The sequence below is a fragment of the Desulfurivibrio dismutans genome (genome assembly GCF_029210385.1).
Taxonomy (GTDB): Bacteria; Desulfobacterota; Desulfobulbia; order Desulfobulbales; family Desulfurivibrionaceae; genus Desulfurivibrio; species Desulfurivibrio dismutans.
In genome coordinates, this window is record NZ_JARGDQ010000008.1 from 127,388 (window position 1) to 152,280 (window position 24,893).

Genomic DNA, 24,893 nt, shown 5'->3' on the forward strand with positions numbered 1-24,893 from the left:
CAGGCTAGAGGTAATCCTGGGCCACGATTTCGGCAATCTGCACGGTGTTCAGTGCGGCCCCCTTAAGGATATTGTCAGCCACCACCCACAGGTTGATACCGTTGGCAATGGACTCATCCTCACGAATGCGGCCCACCAGGGTTTCAAACTTGCCTGCGCAGTCCAGGGCCATGGGATAACGACTCAGGGTGGGCTCATCCACTAGCTTGACCCCGGGAGCAGTGGCCAGCAACTCCCGGACCTCGGCAACGCTGATCTTTCTCTCGGTTTCGATATTAACCGCCTCGGAGTGGCCGTAAAAAACCGGCACCCGCACGGTGGTGGCAGTAACCCCGATGGCTTGGTCTTCAAACATCTTGCGGGTTTCGTTGACCATCTTCATCTCTTCCTTGGTGTAGCCGCTATCCAGGAAGGCGTCGATATGGGGCAGACAGTTGAAGGCGATCTGGTGCGGATAGACCTCGCGTGGCAAGGGCTGGCCCGCCGCCCATGCCCTTACCTGGTTTTCCAGTTCGGCGATGGCTTCGGCGCCGGAGCCTGAAACCGCCTGGTAGGTGGACACCACGATACGCTTGATCTTGACGGCATCGTGGATCGGCTTTAACGCCACCAGCATCTGGATGGTGGAACAGTTGGGGTTGGCAATAATCCCCTTGTTCTTGTACTGGGCAATGGCGTGGGGGTTGACTTCAGGCACCACCAAAGGAACTTCTGGATCCATGCGAAAAGCGCTGGAGTTATCCACCACCACCGCCCCGGCCGCCGCTGCCGCCGGAGCAAACTCCAGGGAACGATCACCGCCGGCGGAAAACAGGGCGATATCGATACCGGCAAAGGCCTCTTTGGCCAGCAACTGCACCTCATGCTCCTGGCCCTTGAAGGTCAGCTTTTTGCCCACCGAACGGGATGACGCCAGCAGGCGCAACTCACCGACGGGAAAATCCCGCCGTTCCAGAACCTCCAGCATCGCGCCGCCCACGGCGCCGGTGGCTCCGGCCACCGCCACGTTGAACTTTCTTCCAGCTTGCTGACTCATTGCTTTTGCTCTCTCCTTTTATTTTCTTGTTTCAAGTATTCCAATCGGTTCAAACCGGTGAGATAGGCTTTGGCGGCGGCGGTTATGATATCCGGGTCGGCCCCCTGCCCCACCACCACCTTGCCGTGGTCTTCGATGCGGACCATTACTTCGCCCTGGGCGTCGGTCCCGCCGGTGATGGAACTTACCGAGAAATAAAGCAGCTTACTGTCGGTGCCGGCCAGTTCGGCGATGGCCCGGAAGGCCGCGTCGATGGGCCCCACCCCCAGCGAGGCGGTCTCTTTCTCCTCGCCATGCACCAACATCTTCACCGCCGCCGTGGGCAGCGAGCGACTGCCGCTCATGGCGCCCAGGTGCAGCAACTGAAAGGCCTCCGGCACCCGCAGCACCTCATCCATGATAATGGCCTCCAGATCCTCTTCAAACATCTCCTTTTTAAGATCGGCCACCGCCTTGAAACGTTCAAAGACCCGGTTAATCTCTTCCTCGCCCAAATCGGCGTAACCCATCTCCCTGATCTTGTCGCGCAGGGCGTGGCGGCCGGAATGTTTGCCCAGGATGATGTTGCTGGTGGAAATCCCCACGTCCTTGGGATTCATAATTTCATAGGTGCTACGCTCCTTGAGCACCCCATCCTGGTGGATCCCCGATTCATGCAAAAAGGCATTGGCCCCGACGATGGCCTTGTTGGGTTGCACCGGCATGCCGGTGATGGTGCTGACCAGCCGGCTGGTGGGAAAAATGTGTTCGGTGGTGATATCGGTATGCAACCCGGCAGTCTCGCCCCGGGTGCGCAGAATCATCACCAGTTCTTCCATGGCGGTGTTGCCGGCCCGTTCGCCCAGGCCGTTGATGGTACACTCCACCTGCCGGGCGCCGTTGTTGATGGCGGCCAGAGAGTTGGCCACCGCCAGCCCCAGGTCGTTGTGGCAATGCACGCTGATGATGGCCTTATCGATATTTTTGATATTTTCCATCAAGTAACGGATCTGGGCCCCGTATTCCCCGGGCAGGGCGTAACCGGTGGTATCCGGGAAGTTCAGGGTGGTGGCCCCGGCCTCGATTACCGCCTCGAACACCCGACAGACAAAATCCAGGTCACTGCGGGAGGCGTCCTCGGCGGAAAATTCAACGTTACCGGTATACCTGGCGGCATGCTTAACCGAGGCCACGGCCAATTCAAGCACCTGTTCCCGACTCATCCGCAGTTTATGCTGCATGTGGATCTCGGAGGTGGCCAGAAAGGTGTGAATCCGAGGGTGCTCCCCTCTTTTCAGAGCCTCCCAGGCGGTGTCGATATCCTTCACATTACAACGGGCCAAAGCCGCAATCTGGGAGCCACGAACATTGTCGGCAATATTCTTCACACATTCGAAATCACCCAATGAAGCAGCCGGAAAACCCGCCTCGATCACATCCACGTTGAGCTTGCTGAGCTGCTGGGCCAGGCGAAATTTTTCATGGATATTCATACTTGCCCCGGGAGATTGCTCGCCATCCCGCAAGGTAGTGTCAAAAATAAAAATCTTATCGCTCATTTTATAACTCTCCCCGGCCGCCCCACCGGCTTACACCGGTTTCCAGCCGTACATGCTTTTCTATTTATCGGTTCCGGCGTTGTTAGCAGTTGTTTCGGTGCTTTCTTCTCCACCCGTTGCTTCCGGCGCCTTGTTTTGTTCTTCTTCATCACCGACTTTACGGACCGAGTTGATCCGTCGGTAAGCCGCCGCCAGCGGCCCGGACAGCACGTAAGCCAACCCCAGGGCAAAGAGGGTCACCCGGGGTTCGGTGGCCAGCACCATGATCATCAGCACCAGCCCCACTACCGTTTGAAACGCCTTCTTACGCTGGGTTTCCGGCTTTTTAAAGCTCAAGTAGGTAATCGAACTAACCATCAGGTAAGAGAGCAGATAAACCGCCGCCAGCATGACCACATCCATGGGCCGCCCGGTAATCCCGAAAAAATGGCAGAACAGAAAAGAAGTGGCAATCATGCCGCCGGCCGCCGGACAGGGCAGGCCGATGAAGTTCTTACCTTCGTCGCCGGCCGTCTGGGAGTTGAATCGGGCCAGCCGCAAGGCGGTGGTGGCCACATACAGGAAAGCCGCCAGCCAACCATAGCGGCCGAAGGGATGCAGCACCCACTGATAGGCCAAAATGGCCGGCGCCACCCCGAAAGCCACCAAGTCGCAAAGAGAATCGTATTCCTTGCCAAAACCACTGGTGGTGCCGGTAAGTCTGGCCACCCGGCCGTCCAGACCGTCGAAAACCCCGGCGATAATAATGGCCACGGCAGCATAAAAAAATTGCCCTTCAATGGCCGCCACTATGGCATAAAAACCGCTGAACAGGCTGATGGTGGTAAGCAGACTGGGCAGCAGACTGATTCGTCCTTTGCCGTCCTGCCCGCCCCGCCCGAAGTATCGTCGCCGTCGGTTACTCATTTCTTTGTCGCACCACTCTAGTTTTAACGAATCAATTCAATAAATAATCTTTGCATGATAACTAATTTCCGGTCAAACCGAAATGGAAAAACACGGCCATTCCGGTGGCCCAAACCACTCGAAACCATCCATCATCCGGACGCCGGCCGCCGGGATTTGACAAAAGACGGTCGGCTCTGGTAGATTGCGACGTTTGATACTAGTGGTTTTTCTGCCTTGTGGAGGGCACCATGCTATTTCCCCCATCGGGTCGCAGGTCTTTTTTAAAGCGTTCACTGCTGGTCACCCTGGCGGTCGGCGGCAGCGGTTTTGCCTGCGCCCACGAGCTGATGGCGGCGGTCAGTCCGACCCGGCGGCTTTCGTTGTATCACCTGCACACCGGGGAGAAGCTGACCATAACCTTCCGGGACCCCAAAGGCAATCACATCCCACCAGCCCTGGCCGAAATCAACCGCCTGCTGCGCTGCCACCATACCGATGAGATCCACCCCATCGACCCCGACGCCATTGACTATCTCAGCCTGGTGGACAGTAAACTGGGGGGCGGCAACGAATTTCATATTATTTCCGGTTACCGCTCACTGGAGTATAATAAGCGTTTACTGCGCCAGGGCAGACAGGTGGCGCCACGCAGCCTGCACCTGGTCGGACGGGCCCTGGATGTGCGCGTTCACGGCATAAGCACCGCCAATTTGCGCCGGGCGGCCCTTGATCTCAAGCTGGGCGGAGTCGGTTATTACCCGCGCAGCGACTTCGTCCACTTGGATTCCGGTGCCTTTCGCGCCTGGTAGCCTGTTAACCTTACCTGTAAAAAATCGGTGGCGTCGCTACCCTAACTGGGAATATCCATGCTTGCTCTCCGCCTCCCCCTGCTCCCCCTGTTGCTGCTGCTCTCTTTAACCCTGCTTTTACCGCTGCCGGCTGACGGCCGGGAAGAACAACCCGGCGAAGCAATCCGGCGACTGCTGGAAGACGCGTTTCCGTCGGAAGCGATGAAAATCCACCAAATTCCACTCCGAAACGCTCCGGTCTTGCGAAATTTCTACCAACAGCGCTCCTTTGCGCCGGCCTGGACGGACACATCCGGCCTGCCCCGAAACAGCGCCAACCAGTTGCTGACCGCCATCAAAGAGGCAGACGCCGAAGGGCTGGCCCCCAGAGATTACCACCTGGAACCCATCCGGGTACTATCAAGCCTCCTGGCCATCCACCCCGCTCCCGGCCTGGCCGCCGAGCTTGATCTGCTCCTCACCGACGCCTTTCTGCTGCTTGGCTATCATCTGCTGCACGGCCGGATCAACCAGGAGAGCGGGACGGCCCAGTGGCAGATCGAACGCAGCCAGGCAAAGCTGAACCTGGCCCTCCATGCCGCCACCACCGAGGATGGCAATCCACAGGCAATCCTGGCCGGCCTGCTGCCCCAGCAAACCGGATACCGGGAATTACGAGCCACCCTGGCCGATTACCGCCGTTTGGCCGAACACGGCGGCTGGCCGCGGGTGCCGGGCAGCGCCACCCTGCGGCTTGGCGACCGCGACCACCGGGTGGTCGCCCTGCGGCAGCGCTTGCACCGCAGCCGGGATCTTAGTGGCGCTGCACTGCAGGGCGAAGAGTTTGACCAAACCCTGCAGGAAGCGGTGCGCACCTTTCAGCGACGCCATGGCCTGGTCGCCGACGGCGTGGTGGGGCGACAAACCCTTACCACCCTCAACGTGCCGGTGGAGGTCAGAATCCGCCAGCTTGAACTGAACCTGGAGCGCTGGCGCTGGCTGGCCGAGGAATTCGGCCGTCGGCATATTCTGGTCAACACCGCCGCCAACAAACTGGAACTGGTCGAGGACGAGCAACCCATCGTAAGCATGCGAGTGGTCACCGGCACTCCTTACCGACGCACCCCCAATTTCAGCGACCGGGTAACTTACCTGGTTCTCAATCCCTACTGGAACATCCCCACCAGTATCGCCGCCCAGGACATTATTCCGGAACTCCTTGAAAATCCGGACTATCTTGAGCAAAGCGGCATCAAAGTACTAAACGGCTGGGAGGCTGACTCCGCCACTGTTGCACCCGACACCGTCGACTGGGAGCGCCTTCGCTCCCGGCCCAATACCTTCCCCTACCGGCTACGCCAGGATCCGGGCCCCCGCAATCCGCTGGGCCGGATCAAATTCATGTTCCCCAACGCCTACAGCGTCTATCTGCACGACACCCCGGCCCGCGAACTTTTCCACCGCCAGACCCGCAATTTCAGCTCCGGCTGCATCCGCCTGGAAAAGCCTTTGACCCTGGCCGCTTACCTGCTCACCGACACTCCACTGAACTCCACTGAAGCCTTGCGCACAGCCCTGATCGACGACGCCAGCCACAACCGGCATGTACGGCTGCCCTCGCCGGTACCAGTGCACCTGGTCTACTGGACCGCCTGGGTGGCCCCGGATGGCTCGGTCCAGTTCCGCAATGACATTTATGAGCGCGACGACCTGCTGGCCCGGGCCCTGACCACCCCGCCCCCCATGCTGGCCTCCCGCTGACCGGAGAAAAAACCAGACCAAGAAATCGCCACAAAAAAAACGGCTTACGATGTGTACCGTAAGCCGTTGAATTGACTGGAGCCAACGAGCGGAATCGAACCGCTGGCCTGCTGATTACGAATCAGCTGCTCTACCGACTGAGCTACGTTGGCTTTGCGCCTTTCAGCGTGTGCCTTTTTTAACCGATACGAGCACATTTCGCCAGTGGCAATTTATGGAGGCAAGTGCTAAAAGATTGCTTATGAAGGCACCTATTACAGACGTTAAAATCCTGGTGGTGGACGACGACGAAGCCCACCGGTATATGCTGCGAGCCATGCTGGCTGAATGGGGCTGGCATAGCGCGGAAGCGGCGGATGGAGCGCAGGCGGTGGCGGCGGTGGAAGAGCAGCCCTTCGATGCGGTGCTGATGGATGTCCGCATGGCCCGTATGGACGGAATGGAGGCGCTGCGCCGCATCCAGGCGCACAACCCGGCCATTCCGGTGATTATCATGACCGCCTACTCCTCGGTGGACTCGGCAGTGGAGGCCATGAAGGCCGGCGCCCGGGATTACCTGACCAAACCTCTGGATTTTGAAAGGCTGCGGCTGACCATGGCCAAAGCCCTGGACCACCGCCAGGTGGAAGAATCCCGCCGCAGCCGCCGGGATGGCGACCCCATCGGTCATTTGGACCAAGCGGGGATCATCGGCAACTCTCCGGCCATGCGTGAGCTGCTGGAGATGATTGCTTACGTGGCCCCCACCGAGGCCACCGTCCTGATCAGCGGCGAATCGGGCACCGGCAAGGAACTGGTGGCCACCGCCCTGCACCGCAACAGCGTCCGCAAAGACGGCCCGCTGGTCAAGGTCAACTGCGCGGCCCTGGTGGAAAGCCTGTTGGAATCAGAACTGTTCGGCCATGAGAAAGGGGCCTTCACCGGAGCCGACCGGCGTCGGGAGGGCAAGTTTATTCAGGCCGCGGGAGGGACCCTTTTCCTCGACGAAATCAGTGAAACCTCCCCGGCCATGCAGGCCAAACTGCTGCGGGTACTACAGGAGCACGAAATCCAACGGGTGGGTGGCCAGGAAACCCTCCGGGTCGACACCCGGGTGCTGGCCGCCAGCAACCGAGTCTTGGAAGAAGCGGTGCAGGAAGGCAAGTTCCGCGAGGATCTTTATTATCGCCTCAATGTGGTAACCCTGCTGGTTCCCCCGCTGCGGGAAAGGAGCGAAGATATCCCTCTACTGGCCGCCCACTTTGTCGAAAAATTTGCCGCCCGCAACCGGCGGCGGGTGGAAGGAATCACCCCACGAGCCATGGATCTACTGCTGAAACATCCCTGGCCGGGCAACGTCCGGGAGTTGGAAAACGCCATTGAGCGGGGGGTGATTCTGATGCGAGGAGACTACCTTGATGAACAAAGCATGCCGCTGAGCCTGCGCCGCGCCGGTATCGAAGCCGAGGAAGACGCTTCATCGGTTGCAGAGGCAGACGCTCTGCCTTCTTCTTTGGAAGAAGCGGAAAAACAGGTCATCCGCAAGACCTTGGAGGAAACCGGCGGCAACCGCAGTGAGTCCGCCCGCCGCCTGCAAATTACCCGCAAAACGCTGCTGAGTAAAATCAACAAGTACGGCCTGGACTGATAAGAAGTCAACCCTAGCTCAGATCCGCTTTAGATGGCCACAAAACGGAACTTATACCTCAATATACAGTCTCTGAATACTGCAACGCGCCCTGCATGGTTACGGCCGCCAGTTGGCCATCAAGACATGGGGCCAACCATAGAATTGGCCCCATGCCTCAAACATACTCGCTGATCAGATCGGCGGGGCGATGGTTACCAGAATGCGCATGTCGGTCACTGCCTTTACCCCGTGGGGCTCGCTGATATCGCTGACCAGGATATCGCCGGTTTCAGCAGGCAGAGTGAGATTCTCGGCCCCCAGAAACTCGCCGCGGCCGGCCACCACCTGGATGGTAAGCTGCCCCTCGGCCGGATGGGAATGGACCGGAAAGACCTGACCGGCCTTGAGGTTGAAGTTGAGCACCCGGAAGTAAGCCGAATCGTGCAGCAGGAAGCGCTTGAAGGTTTTGTCGTCGTACTGGTTGCTGTCGTTTAAGGAAATCTTTTTCATGGTGTTATCCTCCTGGTTGATAATTCGATTAAAGACAGGATAACACAAATTGGTTGCCACTTTCCTTGATCTGGGTCAATTATTGGCAGCGGCGGCAAAATATTCGGCAATGGCCTCAACCATGGCCGGGATGGTATGGGTTTCCGGCTGGATATCCACTTGGAGACCAGCCTGCTCCGCCGTGGCGGCGGTAATCGGGCCGATGGCAGCGATTTTGACGCCGGACAGCCGCGTTGGCAGTTCCTCGGCCGACCAATTCAACAGCGCAATCAGGTTGGTTACGGTTGAAGAACTGGTGAAGGTAATCAGGTCCACTTTACCCTGCTCCAGCGCCCGGCGGATATCATCGGCCATGGGGGGGAGAATGTTCTGGTAAACCGGGACGATATCCACCTCGGCCCCGGCGGCGCGAAGACTCTCGGGCAACACCTCACGGGCCTTCAAGGCCCGGGGCAGCAGGATTTTTTGGCCAGCAACACCCTGGGCCAGCAGGGCCTCGGCCAGGCCTTCGGCGGTGAACTTGGCCGGCAGCAGGTCGGCTTTAATCCCGTAATCTTGCAGGGCTTCGGCGGTGGCCGTACCCACTGCGGCAATCTGCGGTCCGTGCAGTCGGCGACTGTCCAGCCCCATAACGGCAAGCCGCTTAAAGAAGAAATTCACCGCGTTGGGGCTGGTAAAGAGCAGCCACTGATAGGCCGCCATATTGCCGGTGGCCTGATCCAAAGGGGTCCAGTCCGGCGGCTCGGCCAGGGCAATGGTTGCGCCTTCCAGGCAGTCGGCCCCCAGGTCCTCCAAACTCTGCACCAGTTCGCTGGCCTGCTCCCGGCTGCGGGTGACCAGGATCTTTTTGTTGAACAGCGGCCGCTTTTCATACCAGTTGATCACCTCTCGCAGGCTCACCACCTCCCCCACCACCACCAGGGCCGGCGGGGTAATCCCGGCCTCACGCACCACTTCGGTAATGTTGGCAAGGGTCCCCACCACCGAGCGCTGTTCCGGGGTGGAGGCCCAGCGAACCACCGCCACCGGGGTCTGCGGATCCCGGCCGTGCTTGATCAGATTGGCGGTAATATTGGGCAGGTTTTTAATCCCCATATAAAACACCAGGGTGCCGACCCCGGTGGCCAGCTTATCCCAGGCGATCCGGCTTTCCTTCTTGTTGGGATCCTCATGGCCGGTGATGAAGGCCACGGAAGAGGTAAAAGCGCGATGGGTGATGGGCACCCCGGCGTAGGTAGCGGCAGCGCTGGCGGAAGTCACCCCCGGCACCACTTCAAAGGGGACTCCGTGGGCAGCCAGCTCTTCGATCTCTTCTCCGCCGCGGCCGAAAATGAAAGGGTCGCCGCCCTTGAGCCGTACCACGATTTTGCCGGCCAGGGCATGGTCCACCAGCATCTGGTTGATTTCCGTCTGACTGTGGGTGTGGGTGCTGCCCCCTTTTTTGCCGGCGTAAATAAAAATGGCCGCAGGCGACACATGGGACAGCAGTTTTTTGTTGGCCAGGTAGTCGTAAACCACCACCTCGGCCCGCCCCAGCAAGCGTTTGCCTTTAACCGTGATCAATTCCGGGTCGCCGGGACCGGCCCCCACCAGATAAACCTTACCCTTTTTTGACATGTTACGTGATATCCGTGCCTTCGCTATTTGATGGAGGTGCCGTAAACTTCTTCCAGAATCTCCCGACCGCCCATGGCCAGCAGTTCCTCGGCCAGTTCCAGACCCAAAGTTTTAGCTTGGGCCGACGGGCCGCTGTGCTTGGCTTTGACCATTTTGCCGCCGTCCACCGAGGCGATCAGGCCGTTGATGGTCAGGGTCTGACCGGCCAGGGTGGCAAAGCCGGCCAGGGGCACCTGGCAACCGCCTTCCAGGCGCTTAAGGTAGCTGCGCTCGGCCTGCACGGCCAGGGTGGTCTCCCGATGATCCATGAAGGAGAGCATCCGCAGCAGTTCTTCGTCATCCTGGCGCAATTCGATCCCCACCGCCCCCTGGGCCACCGCCGGCAGCATCTCTTCGGGCTGAAAACAGAAGGTGGCGCGATGAAACAGATTCAGCCGGTTAAGACCGGCGGCGGCCAGAATGATGGCGTCGTAAACTCCCTCATCCAGCTTGCGCAGCCGGGTATCCAGGTTGCCGCGCAGGTCTTCGATTTTGAGATCCGGCCGCAGCAGGGCCAGCTGCGCTTTGCGCCGCAGGCTGCTGGTACCCACCGTGGCGCCCGGCGGCAGTTCAGCCAGGGTTTTATAGTTGTTGGTGATAAAGGCATCAAAGGGTTTTTCCCGCTCGGTGATAATCCCGATATGCAGACCATCCGGCAACTCGGCGGGCACATCCTTCATGCTGTGGACGGCTATATCCACATCTCGACTCAGCAGCGCCTCTTCGATCTCTTTAACAAAAAGCCCCTTACCGCCCACCTTGGCCAAAGGGACATCAACAATCTTGTCGCCCTTGGTCACGATCTTGACAAGCTCCACGCTGCAACCGGGATGTTCGGCCTCAATCCGGCCCTTGATCCAATTGGACTGGGCCAGGGCCAGCATGCTGGCTCTGGTGCCGATACGAATATTTTTTTGCATAGTCAGTTAACCTTAAAGAATTTAGGTGCCGGCTCGGTTTACTTAAATTAATACCCACCGAGTAATTAACAAGACGACCTCTCAATCCTTGAGAGACATAAAGATAACGGTTTATTTTTTAGTCAATTTTAGTAAAAGCCCGGCTGTTGGCCCCGCAGACCACGCATTTTTCAGGGGTAGCACCACCAGCTTCGGTATGACCGCAGACCTGGCAGACGTAATAGTCGGTCTCCGGCAGATGGTCGAGATTTTCCAAAGCCTGACGGTAAAGCTCGGCGTGGGTTTTTTCCACCTTGTTGGCGAAGGTAAAAGACATCTCCGCCGCCTTGTTACCTTCCTCTTTGGCCGTCTCGATCATTGGCGGATACATGACCTCGAACTCATGCAATTCGCCCTCCATGGCCGCCTTCAAATTTTCACTGGTGTCGCCGATGGCCTTCAATGCCCGCAGATGGGCATGGGCATGGACTGTTTCGGCGTGGGCGGCGGCCCGAAACAGTTTGGCGGCCTGGGGGTAGCCATCCTTCTCCGCCTTGTTGGCAAATGCCAGGTATTTGCGATTGGCCTGGGACTCGCCGGCAAAAGCAGCCCACAGATTCTCTTCAGTCTTGCTCATTACGCATTCCTCCTGGTAGAATTGCCTGTTAACAGTATTAATTGCGGTTCGGTGCGCAAAAGCGTCTAAAATAGTTGCTGGCGCGCCAGATTGCAAGCTTTAGAAAGGAAAAAACCGCAATGCCCCGATTATCCGCCGCCATCCTCTGGCTGCTGCTGTTGATGCTGCTGCCTCCCGCGTCGGCCGCCGGCGATCTGCCACCGACGGTTTTCCGTGATGGCGGCTATCTGGTCAGCAAGAACAAACAGTTGATCCTGGCCCATAACCATCATCGGCTGCTGGTGCCGGCCAGCACCTGGAAGATCGCCACCGCCCTGATGGCCCTGGAGCGGCTGGGCCGGGATTTTCGCTTTCCCACCGAATTTTACCAGGCCGGCGGCCACCTGTTTATCACCGGTTATGGCGATCCTCTGCTGGTTTCAGAAGAGGTGGCGCAGATTTCCGCCGCCCTGGCAGCATCCGGGCTCAGCTCAGTTCAAGATCTCGTGCTTGATGATTCCTTTTTCCGGCTTGAACAGACTACCCCTCCCGGCTCCGCCGCCTCCCTGCGCTCTTACGATGCCGCCAACGGCGCCCTGGTGGTTAACTTCAACACCGTCAACCTCGAGGTACTGCCCGACGGCACGGTGCGCTCGGCGGAACCCCAGACTCCAACCCTGCCAATCATGCAGCAGTGGGCCGGAAAACTGCCGCCCGGAGAACACCGGATCAACCTTTCCCAGGACCACGAGCGCAGTCGGCGCTACAGCGGCGAGCTTTTTCGGAGTTTACTGGGCGCCGGCGGCATCCGGATCGATGGAGAGCTTCGCAGCGGCCGCCGGCCGGCGGAAGCGGAACTGCTTTACCGGCACCATTCCTCCCGTACGCTTGCCGAAACGGTGGAGGCCATGCTGCTTTATTCCAACAACTTCATCGCCAACCAGCTTTTTCTCACCGTCGGCGCCAAACAGGCTGCCCCCCCGGCCACTTGGGCCAAAGGAAGACGCAACCTGCATGACTTTCTCACCGAACTGGATTTGCCGCCAGGAAGTTTTACAGTGGATGAAGGCTCGGGCTTAAGCCGGGATAACCGCATCAGCCCCACTGCCCTGCATTTGGTGCTGGAACACTTTCGGCCCTACGCGGAACTGTTGCCGCACTGGGAAGGACGATTGGTGAAGTCGGGCACCTTGAACGGGGTCTATGCTTACGCCGGCTATTTCCGAAGCCCCCAAGAACTGGCCCCCTTCGTGCTGATCCTGCAGCAAAACGCCAACACTCGGGACCTGGCCCTGGATCTTTTGGAAAACCACTGGCAGCAATATTGAAGAAAAGCGCCCACTTACAACCAGCAGCGCCCGCCGACCAGACATGGTCAGCGGGCGCTACCATACCTCGCAACTCATCAAAAAATACACCCTTTCTTACACCTGGTAAAAATGCTCCTTTTCCGCCTGACACTTGGGGCAGACCCAGTCATCCGGCAAATCAGCAAAAGCCGTACCGGATTCAATTCCCTGCTCGGCATCACCTTCTTCCGGATCATAAACATAGCCGCAGGGGCATTCGTATTTTTCCATGATTAATTCCTCCCGGTAAATTTTATCTTCGGCGACTGTCGGCAAAGTAATCATTACTATTGGCAATAGTATTTAGCTTCTCCTGTTTTGTCAACACCCAACATCACCGCAAACGACCCAAAGGCAAGAGAAACGTAACTATCCAGCTCATTCTGGCACGTAACTGTTCAGCTGTACCCCAGGTTGCGGTAAGCCAAGTCGGCGTAGCGTACATCAGGTACTCAAGCCGGCCTGATCGCCGCAAGATGGGGTGCTGCTGGTACAGTTACAGAGAAACAATTTAAGACCGCCGCACCGAACGCTGGGCAAGCAGCAAACTACGGCTGGCTTTTGGTCAACATGGTTATGGTTTCGATATGATGGGTCTGGGGAAACATATCCACCAACCGCATGGCCGCCACCTGGTAATTTAAGGCCAACAGGCCGCTAAGGTCACGCACCATGGTGGCCGGGTCACAGGATATCATGACGATCCTGGGCGGTAAAGGCTCGGCCAAGGCGGCCACCAGCTCTTTGCAACCGGTGCGGGGAGGGTCCAGCAGCAGCACATCAGGCCGGATACCGCCTACCTGCAGCGCCGCCAACCCCTGCCCGGCCTCGGCCCGGCTGAAGTAACAATTGTTAATCCGATTGGCCTCGGCGTTGCGCCTGGCCCAGCGGATGGCCGCGGCTTGCAGATCAACCCCGTGCACCTCCCCGACCAACAGGGCCAGGGGCAGGGAAAAATTACCCATACCGCAGTGCAGGTCGGCCACAATCTCGCGGCCGGTCGGTTGCAGAAACTCGAAGAGCAGGGCCAGCAGTTGCCGGTTCTGCTCTTCGTTAACCTGGCTGAAGCCCCATGGTTCAAAACCCAGCTCCAAGTTGACCGCCGCTGGCACCACCGGCAGACTCATGGTGAGTTGCAGCGCTTCAGGCCCCGGTCGTCCTTCCGGACCGGAACGCTGGTCGATAAAAGGCCCGGCCGCATGCCCGGCAGGCAGGAAGGCCAGCCCTTGCAGGGCCGGCAAATCGCGGCAAAGTTGCCAGGCCGCCCGGCGCTCCGCCGGCCGAGGGCGGCGGCCATGCCGCAGCATCACCACCAGCCGGCCGCTGACGGGATCCAGGTTTATCTCAAGAGCCTTGACCTGCCCGGCCAACTGCCGCCAGCCCTTGTGCTGCTGCATTTCCTGCCACAAGGCGTTGATTTCCGGGCGGGCCAGCAGGCAGGTGCTTATCGGTTGCAGTTGCCGGGAACCGCTTTGAAAAAATCCGGCCCGGCCCTGTTCCACCTGCAGGCGAATACGTTGCCGATAATTAAATTCAGCCGGAGCGGCCAGCGGCGCCGCCAGCCGGGGCAGCACCTGGGCGGCCAGCCCGACTCGCTGCAGCAGTTCCTCCAGAATCTGCTGTTTAATGGCCAGTTGGGCCGGGTAAAGTGCGTGCTGCAGATCACAGCCCCCGCAACGCCCGTAAAACGGGCAAGGGGGCTGACGCCGCGCCGGAGCCGGGCGCAGATGTTCCTGCAACTCGGCTTCAAGAAAGCGGCGATGGCGCCGGCGCACCCGCACTCGAACCTCTTCCCCGGGAAGCACCCCCGGCACCAGGACCGTGCAGCCATCCTCCCGACGGCCCAGGCCCAGACCGCCGGCGATAATTTTTTCTATGGTGAGCAGCAAGCGGGGTTAAAGTGGGCGGTTAATAGTGTTTATCGGCGTAATTGAGCCAGCCGCCGGCTGCCACCAACCGGCGGTCGAAGTCGTTAAGGTTGAAGGAAAATTCAGCCGTCCGCTCGCCTTTGGCCGTAAGTTTGCCGGCGGGCAGATCAACCTCGACGGTCACCTCACCGCCCAGGTTGAACAGCTGCTCGATATCCGCCGCCGGCAGTTCGATGGCCAGCATGCCGCAGTTATACATGTTCTGCCGAAAAATCCGGGCGAAACTCTCGGCGATCACCGTATTGATCTCGTTAACCTCAAACACCCAAACCGCATGCTCCCGGGAAGAACCGCAACCGAAATTGGCCCGGCTGACGATCACCCCCTTGTCGGCCAGATCACGCTTAGGGTCGAAACCGCCCAATTTAAGATCTTCCAGCACATATGGCTTGAGATCCATCTTGGTATTCTCCGTGAGATACTTGGCCGGGATGATCTCATCGGTATTAATATCACTGCGGTCAAGGAACAGGGCCTGGCCTCCGAATTGCTTCATGGCTGGTACTCCTAATAACTATATTAAAAAATTAAAAATTATTTTTTCTTCCTGGGCAAAAAAGCAACGCACCATCTTCGGCACTCAGTCCAGCATCACCCGGGGATCGGTGATTTTACCGGCCACCGCGGCGGCAGCGGCGCTCAGCGGGCTCATCAGGTGGACAATGCCGCCTTTGCCCATCCGCCCGTTGAAATTCCGGTTGGTGGTGGAAGCGCAGATTTCCCCATCGGCCAGCACCCCGTTGCTCATTCCCAGGCATGCCCCGCAGGTGGGATTGGTTACACAGAAACCGGCCTCCTGGAATATTTTAATCAATCCTTCCTCCAGGGCCTGATTGTACACTTTGGGGGTGGCGGGCGAGAGAATGCCCCGCACCTGGTCGGAGATTTTTTTGCCTTTCAGCACCCGAGCCGCCTCCCGCAGATCCTCAATGCGACCGTTGGTGCAGGAACCGATATAAATCTGGTCCACCGGCACCCCTTCCATTTCGGTGATGTCCTTGACCTCGTCGGGTTTGAAACCATAAGTCACCTGGGGCACCAGGGTCGAAACATCGAATTCCAGCACCTGCTCGTAAGCGGCATCGGGGTCGGAGTGCCATTCCTGAAAATCCGCCAACGCCTCATCGATGGTGGTATACTGCTCCTTGATGAAAGGCCAGAGATATTCGGCGGTAATCTTATCCGGCAGACAGACCCCGCAGGTAGCGCCGGCCTCGATGGCCATGTTGCACAGAGTCATCCGGGCCTCCATGCTCATCGAAGCCACCACCGGCCCGCCGAACTCCAGGACCCGATCGGTGGCCCCGTTGACGGTGAGTTTTTTAATGATGTGCAGAATCACGTCCTTGGCATAAACCCCGGCCGGCATACGGCCGTTGATCTCCACCTTGATGGTCCGGGGCAGTCGGAAAGAACAGACCCCTTTTAAAATACCCACCTCCAGATCGGTGGTGCCCACCCCGGCGGCAAAGGCGCCGAAGGCCCCGTGGGTGCAGGTGTGAGAGTCCCCCATGATCACCGTGTAGCCCGGCCGGATAAAGCCTTTTTCGGGAAACAGGGCATGACAGACCCCGTTGCGGCCGATATCGAAAAAGTCGCGGATATTCTGACGCCGGGCCCAGTCGCGGAGAATTTTCCCCTGGGTGGCGGTTTTGGAATCCTTGGCCGGGGTGACGTGATCGATTACCACCTTTATTTTGTCCGGGTCGAAAACCCGGTCCATCCCCCGCGCCTCCAGATCGGTGATGGCAATTGGGGTGGTGATTTCATGGCACATCACCACATCCAGATCGAGAATGATGTTTTCCGGGGTTGGGGTATCGCGGCGGTGGGCGGCGAAGATTTTTTCAACGATGGTATATCCCATTTATTTCCTCCATAATAAAGGTGAAATCGTAAAAAGTCCGTCCATAGGAAATCGGGGGGCGCGTTGATGACCTCTTGCGAAGTCATCAGTAAAACCTGATATAAAAAAACCCGACCTCTGGGGGCGGGGATGGCACATCTGACAGTCCGCTCTTATTACCATAAAGCCGGAGATTGGCAAACCGCTAAGCGGCAGACCGACCACCAGCGAGGCATAATAAGATTGACCATTAAGTTCCCAGCCATTACGATATGAACCGAACGGACTCAAACAGACCGCCGGCTGCCGGTCTCCGGCCGGACCGGCTCCACCACCACAAAGTGCCAATCAGCCAGCCGGCACCCTTGCCTGTTGGCCAACTGCTTTATGACAACAAAAAACAGCAACAACCACGAAAAAACAAATAATCTCCGCCACGACGACCAAACGGACGGCAAATTCTTGCTTTTCCGAATCACCCGGGAAGAGTATGGTCACGTCCCGCCACGACTTGAAAGACTGCTGACGGACCTGGCGGACCTCTATGCCGGCCACTGGCCCACCCATGAGCCCTGCCAGGTTGAGTATCACGATTTTACCCATGCCCTGGACGTGGCCCTGGCGGCGGCCCGGATCATGGCCGGCTGGAATCGAGCCAACCCCGACGACCGCATAGGAGTGGAACTTTACGGCTGGACTGTAGCGGCGGCCCTGTTCCATGATGCCGGCTACATCAAGGATAAAGGCGACCGGGAAGGGCACGGGGGCAAGTTCACCATCACCCACGTCCGGCGCGGCATGGCCATGGCCGAAGCCTATCTGCGCCGATCCGGCTGGCCGGCCCGGGCGGCCGTTTTTGTCACCACCGCCATCGCCCTTACCGATTACCGACAAGCGCCGACGGTGGACCTCAACCGGCTTAATGCCCAGGAACGGATAGCCGCCCGGATGCTGCCCACCGCCGACCTGATCGGTCAGTTTGGCGACAAGCATTATGGGGCCAAGATTGACGGCCTGTTTGCCGAATTCCAGGAAATGTACGCCTACCAGGAATCGGGCCAGCAACTCGCCAACCCCGTGCCGATATTCAACTCCGCCCAGGAAATCCGTAATACCATCGACCAGTTCTATGAAAATTTCGTCGCCCCGCGCCTGGCCGAGTTCGGCCACCTGGAGCGGTACCTGGATGTCTATTTTGATCAGAAACCCAATCCCTACCGGGAAAACATCAACCGCAACCTGGCCAACCACCACAATGACGCCGGCAACTGAAACCAGCTGTTCACCCCCCCCTCGGCCAACGGTCAGCAGCAGGCTAACCGACCATCGATACTGACCGCCGCCCCGCCTACTGCCCCCGGCGCAGCCAGCAGGCGGCCAGGTGCCCGCTGAAAGGTTCGAAAGCCGGCGGCTCTTTACGATCACAAGTACCAGCCATGAACTTTGGGCAGCGCGGGTGGAAGCGGCAACCCGCAGGCGGATTGAGCAGATTTGGGGGCTCGCCTTGGGGCACCTGGCGCTCCTGGTCGGCATTACCGGCCTCGGGGTCCACTAGAGCCGCCAACAGGGCCTCGGAATATGGGTGCTGAGGGCGGGCCAGCAATGATTCCACCGGCGCCTGCTCCGCCAGGCGGCCGGCATACATCACCATCACCCGCTGGGCATAATGACGCACGGTTGACAGATCGTGAGTAATGTAAAGCAGGGCAATACCGTGCTCGGTCTGCACCCGCTGCAACAGGTCGAGAATCTCCACCCTCACCGAAGCATCCAGCATGGACACCGGCTCATCGGCGATGATCAGGCGCGGCCGCAGCAACAGAGCCCGAGCAATCACCACCCGCTGCTGCTGGCCGCCACTCAACTGGTGGGGATAACTCTCCTGCACCTCCGGCGACGCCCCCAGTCCTACTTCTTCAAGAGCAGCCGCAATCCGCCGCTCCCGTTCAGCCCGACCGCGAACCCCGTGGATAATCAGCGGTTCGGCCAAGGCGCGGCGCACCGTCATAAAGGGTGGCAACGCCCCGTAGGGATCCTGCTGGACATAACCCACCCGGGCGCGATACTCCTTCAAGGCCCTCCCCTGGAGACGGGCCAGCGACTGACCGGCAAACCATGCCTCACCAGCGGTGGGACGATAAATCCCCAACAGGGTGCGGGCCAAAGTACTCTTGCCGCAGCCGCTCTCCCCCACCACCGCCGCTGATTCTCCGGCATCAAGGGTGAAATCAACCCCATCCAGCGCTCTTACCGAACCCAAGCGCAAAAAACCCCACTGGCGCAGCTCGAAATGGGTCTGCAAGCCTTTTACCACCAATAACGGCTGCCTCATGGCACGCCCCCCCCTACCGGCAGCCAGCAGCGCACCCGGTGACGGTCGGCCAACTCGATAACCTCGGGATCTTGGGCGCAGGCCGGGGAGTTGTGCGGACACCGGGCGGCAAAACGGCAGCCGGGCGGCGGATCCAGCAGGCTCGGCGGCCGGCCGGCGATCCCCACCGGTTTTTCCCGCTGGTGCAATCGTGGCACCGCGGCCATCAACAGCCGCGAGTAAGGATGGGCCGGCTGGCGGAAGAAGGTGGTCGCACTGGCTTCCTCCACCACCTGCCCGGCGTACATCAGGGCCACCCGATCCGCCAGCTCACTGGAGGTCGCCACATCATGGGTAATCAACACAAAGCTGGTTCCCCGTTCCCGCTTGATACGTTTGAGGACATTCATGATTGATGCCTGGGTCAGGACATCCAGGGCCGAGGTGGGCTCATCCAGGATCACCAGGTCGGGTTCGGCGATCAGCGCCATGGCCAGCACCGCCCGCTGGCGCATGCCGCCGGAGAGCTCGTGGGGGTAACGGCTCAGGAAGGCGGGAGCAATGCCCACCTCGACAAAGACTTCGGCCGCCCGTTTGAGCGCCCGGCTTTTGGACCATCCACGATGAATAAGCAACGGCTCGGCCACCTGCTCGCCAACCCGGATCACCGGATTAAGGGCATTCATCGCCGCCTGCATCACCAGGGACATGCGCAACCAGCGAACTTCACGGCGGAAACGTTCCTCGGGGAAAGCCAACACATTCACCCCCTCCAGCCACACCTGGCCGCCAGGGGGGCGGGCATTGCGCGGCAGAATCCGCAACAGCGTCTTGGCCAACGAACTCTTGCCGCAGCCGGACTCACCCAGCACAACCAAGGCTTCACCGCGCCGCAGCTCCAGGCTGACGCCATCCACCGCCCACACCGGACCCCGCTCGGTGGCGTAACTTAAGCGCAGATCTTTAATTTCCAGCAACGGAATTTCAGTCATGACGCACATTCACCCGAAGTTTATCGTCGGCTTCCTTAACGGCCCGGAGCCACCCTGCCGCTGTCATTATAAATTCCTTAATCGGGGATTAAAGACCCGGTCCAGAGCAAAACCCAGCATGGCAAACCCCAAACCGGTGAGCATCAGCAGCAAAGCCGGGCCGACCACCCAGTAATAAAAGCCGTGGTACAGGGCACTCTGGGTCTGGGCATCATGCAGCACCTTACCCCAAGTGGGCAGCACCGGATCACCCAGTCCCAGCACCGCCAGGGAGGCCTCCAGAAAAACATAGGTGGGAATCAGGGTAACAAAAGTGGGAATCAACACCGGCAGCACCCGCGGCACCATGTAGCGCAGTACGATGCGGCCGCCCCCGGCGCCATAGGCGCGGGCCGCTTCGATGTATGGTGCCTCGCGGATGGGCAGCAACATGGCGCGATACATCTTGATCCCGGCGCTGAAAATCCCCAGCGCCACCACCACTCCCAACATCAGCCAGATGCTGGTGGAATACAATGTGCCCACCATCACCAGAATGGGCAGCAGGGGCAGAATGATGTTCACCTCGGTAAGTCGCTGGATGGCCGCATCCAGCCAGCCCCGGTACCAGACCCCGGCGGCGGCGATGACCAGGGTGGTGACGGTGGTGCCCACCGCTGCAATCAGGCCGAAGGCCAGGGCCACCGGGGTGCCCCACAGCAGGGCCACCAGCAGATCCCGCCGCTGATGATCGGTCCCGGCCAAGCCATGCACCCGGCCATAGGCCACCAGTTCGGCCCGGATCTCGGTGTCGGGTTCAAAATGGACCGTCTCCAGCACCAGTTGATAGCTGCCCTGGCGCACCGCTGGACTTTGCCCCGGCGCAACCCCGGACGATTGGTCCTGGGCAAACAAACCGATCTGGGGCGGCAACCCCAGGCGGCGGGTAAGAATCTGGTCCTGGGAGATGGAAATCCGCTCGGCTGCCCCGATACGGCGAGCCCCCAACGGAATTTCGAGACCATCCGGAGTATGCCAGGCCAGGCGCACAAAAGGCTGTCGTTGGGTAAAATCCGCCTCCAGAAAGAGGTTCAGTTCGCTGGGGAACTGCTGATAATAAAAATCAAAGGGTAGAATGAGCTGCTGGATCGTGACGTTCTCGAACTCCCTGGTGGTCGTCACCGCATCTCGGCTGGAGACTTTCAGGGTGGGAGGAGCCTGACCGCCGGTGAGCCGGTCCAGCCAGACCGGCGAAGCGTTGACCGGCAGGTCATACCATACCTCCCCGCCCCGCCAGAGCTTCTGGGCCTCGGAATAGGGCATGGCCAGCACCGCATAAAGCGCCGTCCCGACCAGCCCGGCAATAATCAGCACGCCGACCAGCGCCGACGGGTAACGCCTCAGTCGCCTGAAGCCTTCACGCCAAGGACTCATCGGTGAACGCTCACGGCCGTTTTGGCTCATTGTCGGCCTCCTTCAATGCGCACCCGCGGATCCAGGACGGCGTAAATAAAATCGAGCAGAAAGACCGTGGCCGCCAACAGGTAGGCAAAGATCACCACCGAACCGATGATCACCGGGGTATCACGATGACCGATGGCCTCAAAAAGCAAAGTGCCGAGGCCCGGCCAGTTGAAGACCTGCTCCAGGATGATCGCCCCGCTCCACAGACCGATCAGCATCAGCAAGAAACTGGTCACAATGGGTGAAAGCGTGGGACGCAGAATGTAGCGCTGTTCAATGAGCCGGTCGGGCAGTCCCTTGGCCCGGGCCATCTCCACGTAATCCTCACTGGCGTGGATCAGAAAAAAGGTGCGCCAGGAATAGATGGAAATAAAAATCTGGGCCACAAACATGGCCGTCACCGGCAGCGCCAGGTGTTTGAGCACGCTGGCGGCGTAAGCCCAGGGATCATCGGGGGGCGGCACCGCCACCATGCCGCCGGCGGGAAACAGCGGCACCACAAAGGCCAGCAGCAGGATCAGAAAAATACCATAAAACCAGGCCGGGGCCGCCGAAGTGGGAGCCAGCCCGATCACTGCCCGATCAAGCTTGCTGCCGTAACGACGGGACAGCCCCAGGGCGGCATAAACGGAAACAAAAAAAACCAGCAGGTTGGCGGTGCCAAAAAGCAGCAGCGTGGCCGGCAGACGTTCGACGATAATATTGTACACCTGGCGGGAGCCGGCATCACTGTGCATCTCCTCGGCTCGACCCAGATCCAGACGCATGGCCTGGTAAAGATAGTCGAAACTGCGCCAGATAAAGGGCTCATCCAGACGCAGCCGATCAACTTCAAGCTGCACCTGGGCCTGCATCAGGGCCTCCCGTTCGGCCGACGGCAAATCATGAAAGGCCGGATCAGCGCGAATCTGCTCTGCTGCGGCGGTCTTGATCTGCACCAGGCGCAGTTCATCAACCTTACCCCCCATATTGGCAATCAGAATAGTCAGGTAAACCCCGACCAGAACCGTGACCACCAACGCCACCAGACGTTTACCGACAAACAGGGCAAGCCGTCGCAAATCCCGCATCCAAGCGCGATCCCGGTTCAGGTCGGCACCAGTCTCGAGCATCATGGCAGCACCTCCGGCCCCACCCCATGATCCGGTGGCACCGTGGCAAAGGCATGAGTGGCAAACCCCGGCAGGGCGACATTAGCGGTGGTCACCGCGATCTCCAGGCTGTTGGCCCCAGCACCCAGTTCCTGCAAGGTCGCCGCCGGCAAACGGAGATGCCAGCGTCCTTCACCGGCGGCCTCCAACCGACCGCGGTCCTGCAGGCGGTCATCGGCGTCAAAAAGCAGGTAATTGACCTCGGCAATCTCATCACTCGGGTAAGGCTGACCGGCGAAGGTAATATGCAGGGTGACCGCCATCCCCTCTGCACTGCCCTGGGGAACCACCAGTGGTCCGTCGATCTCCAGTTCGGGGATCCGGGGTTCGGTAAAACGCAGCCACTTGTCGGCCAGATCCGGAAAATCAGGGTTGCGCCGCAGCACCAGGCTGCCTTCCAGGGGACGCACCGTATGCAGATAAAAGGGGCCATCATCCACCCAAAAATGACCACGCTCCGCCACCCAGGCCTGTAGAGCGGCATAGCGCCGGGCAATCTCTCCGGGCTCCACCCAGCGGGAAAGCTCGCCGGCAAAAGGCAGGTGTTCAACTTTGGCCGCCACCGCCAGGTAATCCCGCAGAATTTCCAGGCTCGGCCCGGAGACGTAACTCATCTGTTCCACCCCCAGACGATCAGCTTGGCCGGTGGAAAAAGCCAGTTCACCACGGCGTTCCGCTTCAATCCCCAATCCCAGCACATGCCAGGGCTGCAGACCGGGAATCCGGTTGGCCACCAGGTTTTCCGCATCAAGGAACACCTGATCGCTGTAAACTTCCACCGTTAAGGGGGCCGTATCAGTAATACGCCAGCCTCTGAAATGGCGCTGGTAGACCTGAAAACGGGGCAGATAGCCGGGATCAAAAAGCCGTGAGGCCTCATCGGCCCGCTCGAAGGTCAGAATCCAGGGCAGAATCAAGTCAGCCACCGACACCCTTGAACCGTCATGCCAGCGGCGTTGCAGATAGTCATCTTCAAAACGGATGGTGGTGCGGGTGCGAGCGGTGATCCCACCCTGGTGTTTTTCCCCCACGGTGATAATGCGCCCGGCTTCAGCATCCCAGTCGATCCAGGTATCGGCAGGGACTGCGATGGCTTGCCGAGACTCAACCAGTTCCACCCACTCCAGGGTGCGGTTCACCGGCGCATCGGCCGCCACCGTCACCGTGGCCTGGGTGATCCTCTGCGGCCAGTACAAACCGGTAAAGGGATCGGGCAGCACTGCAGAATCACCGAGGGAGCGCATGATCATCAAATCGAAGATCCAGTTGCTGCCGGCCACCGGGTTCCATGGTTCGGTGAGCATGCTGGGGGTACCGATCACCACCCGGCCGCCCAGCCCATCTTTGAAGCGCAGAGTATAGGGCCACAGGGCCGAGCCGGTCACACCGCCAGCCAGATCCACCGCCACCTCAATATCATCGGCATGGGCCCAGATGCTTTGTTTGTCCACCAGCCAGACCCGGGCCGAATCCTGCATGGCCAGCCGCAGAGCCTGTTCCATCAGGGACTGCCGCTCCTCGAGCGAAGCATAATCCCGCCGGTCCAGGCGATCGGCCAGGCGGTCGAATTCGGGATCGGGTTCGTAGGCTTGCCAGAGAGGTTCAGGACGCCCGCGGGAGGTATAATAAAAATTAAAATCGTTGCCCACATCACGGTTAATGACCGGCGAAATCCAAGCCCCGGTATAGACATGCCACTGACCCATGGCCGGGTCGCCGGCAATCCAGATGCGGGCAGCCTCTTCGGCGGTACGGTAAAAACGCTGAACCTCAAAACCAAGGTCTTCCAACAGGTTGGCGATATAATCGCCTACCCGTTCCCGGTTGTCATCGCTGCGGATCAGGATTGTCAGGCGCACCGGCCGGTCCTGGTAAAACCAGCGACCGTCGCGACGTTCGGCCCCCAGCCGGCCCAACTCAGCGCTGATCACCTCCTCGGCCCGGGCCGGATCGTGGCGGTAATGCAACTCCAGTTCGCGGGCCGTGGCGGCCAGGCGGGCATAATCGGGCAGAGCGGTGTTGAGAGGAAGGTAGCGGGGGGCGGCCAGACCGCCAAAAAGCTCCTCCGCGACATAACGACGGTCCACCAGCCAGTTGATGGCTTCGCGGATTTTAGGATTGCGAAAGGGATTAAGGCGACCATCGGCAAATAAAGCGGGGTTAAAAGTCAATTCCACCGAGGTGCCGCGGGACAGGTGATAGTCAACCTTGGAGGAGGCCTGGATTAAACGAAACAGGGAGGCACTGTCCAGGCCCTGGCCATAGAGGTGATGGGAACCTCGCTCGATCAGGGCGACAATGCGGCCAGGATCGGACTCGACGGTAAACACTACCTCGTCCACCAGCGCCCCGCGCCGCTGGGCCGGATCGCCCGGCTGCGGGAGCAAAAGTGAATCATCGCTGTGCTGCCCGCCAAGAAACAGTACCAAGGCAACACTTCCGACCAGCAGCAGGAGCATGATGAGAGGCAGGAACCTTTGTAAACCCATAATCGTCAACTGATACCGGGTATCCCGGTGGCTGTCAAGCTAATCGCCACCTGGCCGAGCGACATCAATGTCGAACCACCACA

21 protein-coding genes and 1 tRNA gene are annotated in these 24,893 nt (G+C 59.5%); 5 read left to right on the forward strand and 17 right to left on the reverse strand.

The window, feature by feature from the left end; genetic code table 11:
• Positions 1-4: 4 nt before the first annotated feature.
• The 3 genes from P0N66_RS10390 to pssA are packed head-to-tail and all read right to left on the reverse strand — an operon-like array spanning position 5 to position 3,480.
• Entirely contained in the window at positions 5-1,036 is a 1,032-nt protein-coding gene (locus P0N66_RS10390) for an aspartate-semialdehyde dehydrogenase (protein WP_275805069.1), read from the reverse strand.
• Complete coding sequence (locus P0N66_RS10395; protein ID WP_275805071.1) at positions 1,033-2,574, reverse strand: 2-isopropylmalate synthase; 1,542 nt, start codon at positions 2,572-2,574, stop codon at positions 1,033-1,035. The genes P0N66_RS10390 and P0N66_RS10395 overlap by 4 nt, the downstream gene beginning before the upstream one ends.
• A gap of 60 nt (positions 2,575-2,634) precedes the next feature.
• A complete protein-coding gene (gene pssA, locus P0N66_RS10400) occupies positions 2,635-3,480 on the reverse strand; it encodes a CDP-diacylglycerol--serine O-phosphatidyltransferase (RefSeq protein WP_275805073.1) in 846 nt (281 codons plus the stop codon).
• A 230-nt stretch (positions 3,481-3,710) separates the two neighbouring features.
• Here pssA and P0N66_RS10405 point away from each other — a divergent pair, with 230 nt between their 5' ends.
• Positions 3,711-4,271 carry a YcbK family protein gene (locus P0N66_RS10405; RefSeq protein ID WP_275805075.1) on the forward strand — a complete coding sequence of 187 codons (561 nt, stop codon included), beginning with the start codon at positions 3,711-3,713 and terminating at the stop codon, positions 4,269-4,271.
• A 57-nt stretch (positions 4,272-4,328) separates the two neighbouring features.
• On the forward strand, positions 4,329-6,011 hold the full coding sequence (locus tag P0N66_RS10410) for a L,D-transpeptidase family protein (protein ID WP_275805077.1): 1,683 nt from the start codon (positions 4,329-4,331) through the stop codon (positions 6,009-6,011).
• Between the two features lie 76 nt (positions 6,012-6,087).
• Here the strand turns inward: P0N66_RS10410 and P0N66_RS10415 are convergent.
• Positions 6,088-6,163: transfer RNA gene (locus tag P0N66_RS10415), tRNA-Thr, on the reverse strand.
• Positions 6,164-6,252: 89 nt separating this feature from the next.
• Between P0N66_RS10415 and P0N66_RS10420 the strand changes: the two genes are divergently transcribed.
• A complete protein-coding gene (locus P0N66_RS10420; protein ID WP_275805079.1) occupies positions 6,253-7,638 on the forward strand; it encodes a sigma-54-dependent transcriptional regulator in 1,386 nt (461 codons plus the stop codon).
• Between the two features lie 174 nt (positions 7,639-7,812).
• On the opposite strand, the gene P0N66_RS10425 is transcribed toward P0N66_RS10420, so the two are convergent.
• The 4 genes from P0N66_RS10425 to P0N66_RS10440 form a co-directional block, all read right to left on the reverse strand.
• Positions 7,813-8,130, reverse strand: coding sequence for a cupin domain-containing protein (locus tag P0N66_RS10425; protein WP_275805082.1), 318 nt, complete (start codon positions 8,128-8,130; stop codon positions 7,813-7,815).
• Positions 8,131-8,205: 75 nt separating this feature from the next.
• Positions 8,206-9,747, reverse strand: coding sequence for a uroporphyrinogen-III C-methyltransferase (gene cobA, locus P0N66_RS10430; protein WP_275805084.1), 1,542 nt, complete (start codon positions 9,745-9,747; stop codon positions 8,206-8,208).
• A 23-nt stretch (positions 9,748-9,770) separates the two neighbouring features.
• Positions 9,771-10,706 carry a hydroxymethylbilane synthase gene (hemC, locus tag P0N66_RS10435; protein ID WP_275805086.1) on the reverse strand — a complete coding sequence of 312 codons (936 nt, stop codon included), beginning with the start codon at positions 10,704-10,706 and terminating at the stop codon, positions 9,771-9,773.
• 118 nt (positions 10,707-10,824) lie between these two features.
• The gene (locus P0N66_RS10440) at positions 10,825-11,322 is read right to left on the reverse strand and encodes a rubrerythrin family protein (RefSeq protein WP_275805088.1); all 498 of its coding nucleotides are present in this window, start codon (positions 11,320-11,322) and stop codon (positions 10,825-10,827) included.
• A 119-nt stretch (positions 11,323-11,441) separates the two neighbouring features.
• On the opposite strand from P0N66_RS10440, the gene P0N66_RS10445 reads away from it, so the two are divergent.
• Positions 11,442-12,629, forward strand: a complete 1,188-nt coding sequence (locus P0N66_RS10445; RefSeq protein WP_275805090.1) for a D-alanyl-D-alanine carboxypeptidase/D-alanyl-D-alanine-endopeptidase — start codon at positions 11,442-11,444, stop codon at positions 12,627-12,629.
• A gap of 96 nt (positions 12,630-12,725) precedes the next feature.
• On the opposite strand, the gene P0N66_RS10450 is transcribed toward P0N66_RS10445, so the two are convergent.
• The 4 genes from P0N66_RS10450 to P0N66_RS10465 all read right to left on the reverse strand — a co-directional run bounded on the left by P0N66_RS10450 (position 12,726) and on the right by P0N66_RS10465 (position 16,445).
• Positions 12,726-12,881 carry a rubredoxin gene (locus P0N66_RS10450; protein ID WP_275805092.1) on the reverse strand — a complete coding sequence of 52 codons (156 nt, stop codon included), beginning with the start codon at positions 12,879-12,881 and terminating at the stop codon, positions 12,726-12,728.
• Between the two features lie 317 nt (positions 12,882-13,198).
• Complete coding sequence (locus P0N66_RS10455) at positions 13,199-14,539, reverse strand: class I SAM-dependent RNA methyltransferase (RefSeq protein ID WP_275805093.1); 1,341 nt, start codon at positions 14,537-14,539, stop codon at positions 13,199-13,201.
• Between the two features lie 19 nt (positions 14,540-14,558).
• Entirely contained in the window at positions 14,559-15,074 is a 516-nt protein-coding gene (locus P0N66_RS10460) for a 3-isopropylmalate dehydratase small subunit (protein ID WP_275805094.1), read from the reverse strand.
• Positions 15,075-15,158: 84 nt separating this feature from the next.
• Positions 15,159-16,445 (reverse strand): 3-isopropylmalate dehydratase large subunit, encoded by a 1,287-nt coding sequence (locus P0N66_RS10465; RefSeq protein WP_275805096.1) that lies wholly within the window; start codon positions 16,443-16,445, stop codon positions 15,159-15,161.
• Between the two features lie 366 nt (positions 16,446-16,811).
• Between P0N66_RS10465 and P0N66_RS10470 the strand changes: the two genes are divergently transcribed.
• Entirely contained in the window at positions 16,812-17,696 is an 885-nt protein-coding gene (locus tag P0N66_RS10470; protein ID WP_275805098.1) for an HD domain-containing protein, read from the forward strand.
• 76 nt (positions 17,697-17,772) lie between these two features.
• Here P0N66_RS10470 and P0N66_RS10475 read toward each other — a convergent pair whose 3' ends face one another.
• The 5 genes from P0N66_RS10475 to P0N66_RS10495 all read right to left on the reverse strand — a co-directional run bounded on the left by P0N66_RS10475 (position 17,773) and on the right by P0N66_RS10495 (position 24,810).
• On the reverse strand, positions 17,773-18,756 hold the full coding sequence (locus tag P0N66_RS10475; protein ID WP_275805100.1) for an ABC transporter ATP-binding protein: 984 nt from the start codon (positions 18,754-18,756) through the stop codon (positions 17,773-17,775).
• Positions 18,753-19,727 carry an ABC transporter ATP-binding protein gene (locus P0N66_RS10480; RefSeq protein ID WP_275805102.1) on the reverse strand — a complete coding sequence of 325 codons (975 nt, stop codon included), beginning with the start codon at positions 19,725-19,727 and terminating at the stop codon, positions 18,753-18,755. Before P0N66_RS10480 ends, P0N66_RS10475 begins: the two co-directional genes overlap by 4 nt.
• A 66-nt stretch (positions 19,728-19,793) precedes the next feature.
• Complete coding sequence (locus P0N66_RS10485) at positions 19,794-21,140, reverse strand: ABC transporter permease (RefSeq protein WP_431190042.1); 1,347 nt, start codon at positions 21,138-21,140, stop codon at positions 19,794-19,796.
• 26 nt (positions 21,141-21,166) lie between these two features.
• On the reverse strand, positions 21,167-22,282 hold the full coding sequence (locus tag P0N66_RS10490; RefSeq protein WP_431190043.1) for an ABC transporter permease: 1,116 nt from the start codon (positions 22,280-22,282) through the stop codon (positions 21,167-21,169).
• On the reverse strand, positions 22,282-24,810 hold the full coding sequence (locus P0N66_RS10495; RefSeq protein ID WP_431190040.1) for an ABC transporter substrate-binding protein: 2,529 nt from the start codon (positions 24,808-24,810) through the stop codon (positions 22,282-22,284). Before P0N66_RS10495 ends, P0N66_RS10490 begins: the two co-directional genes overlap by 1 nt.
• Between the last annotated feature and the right edge of the window lie 83 nt (positions 24,811-24,893).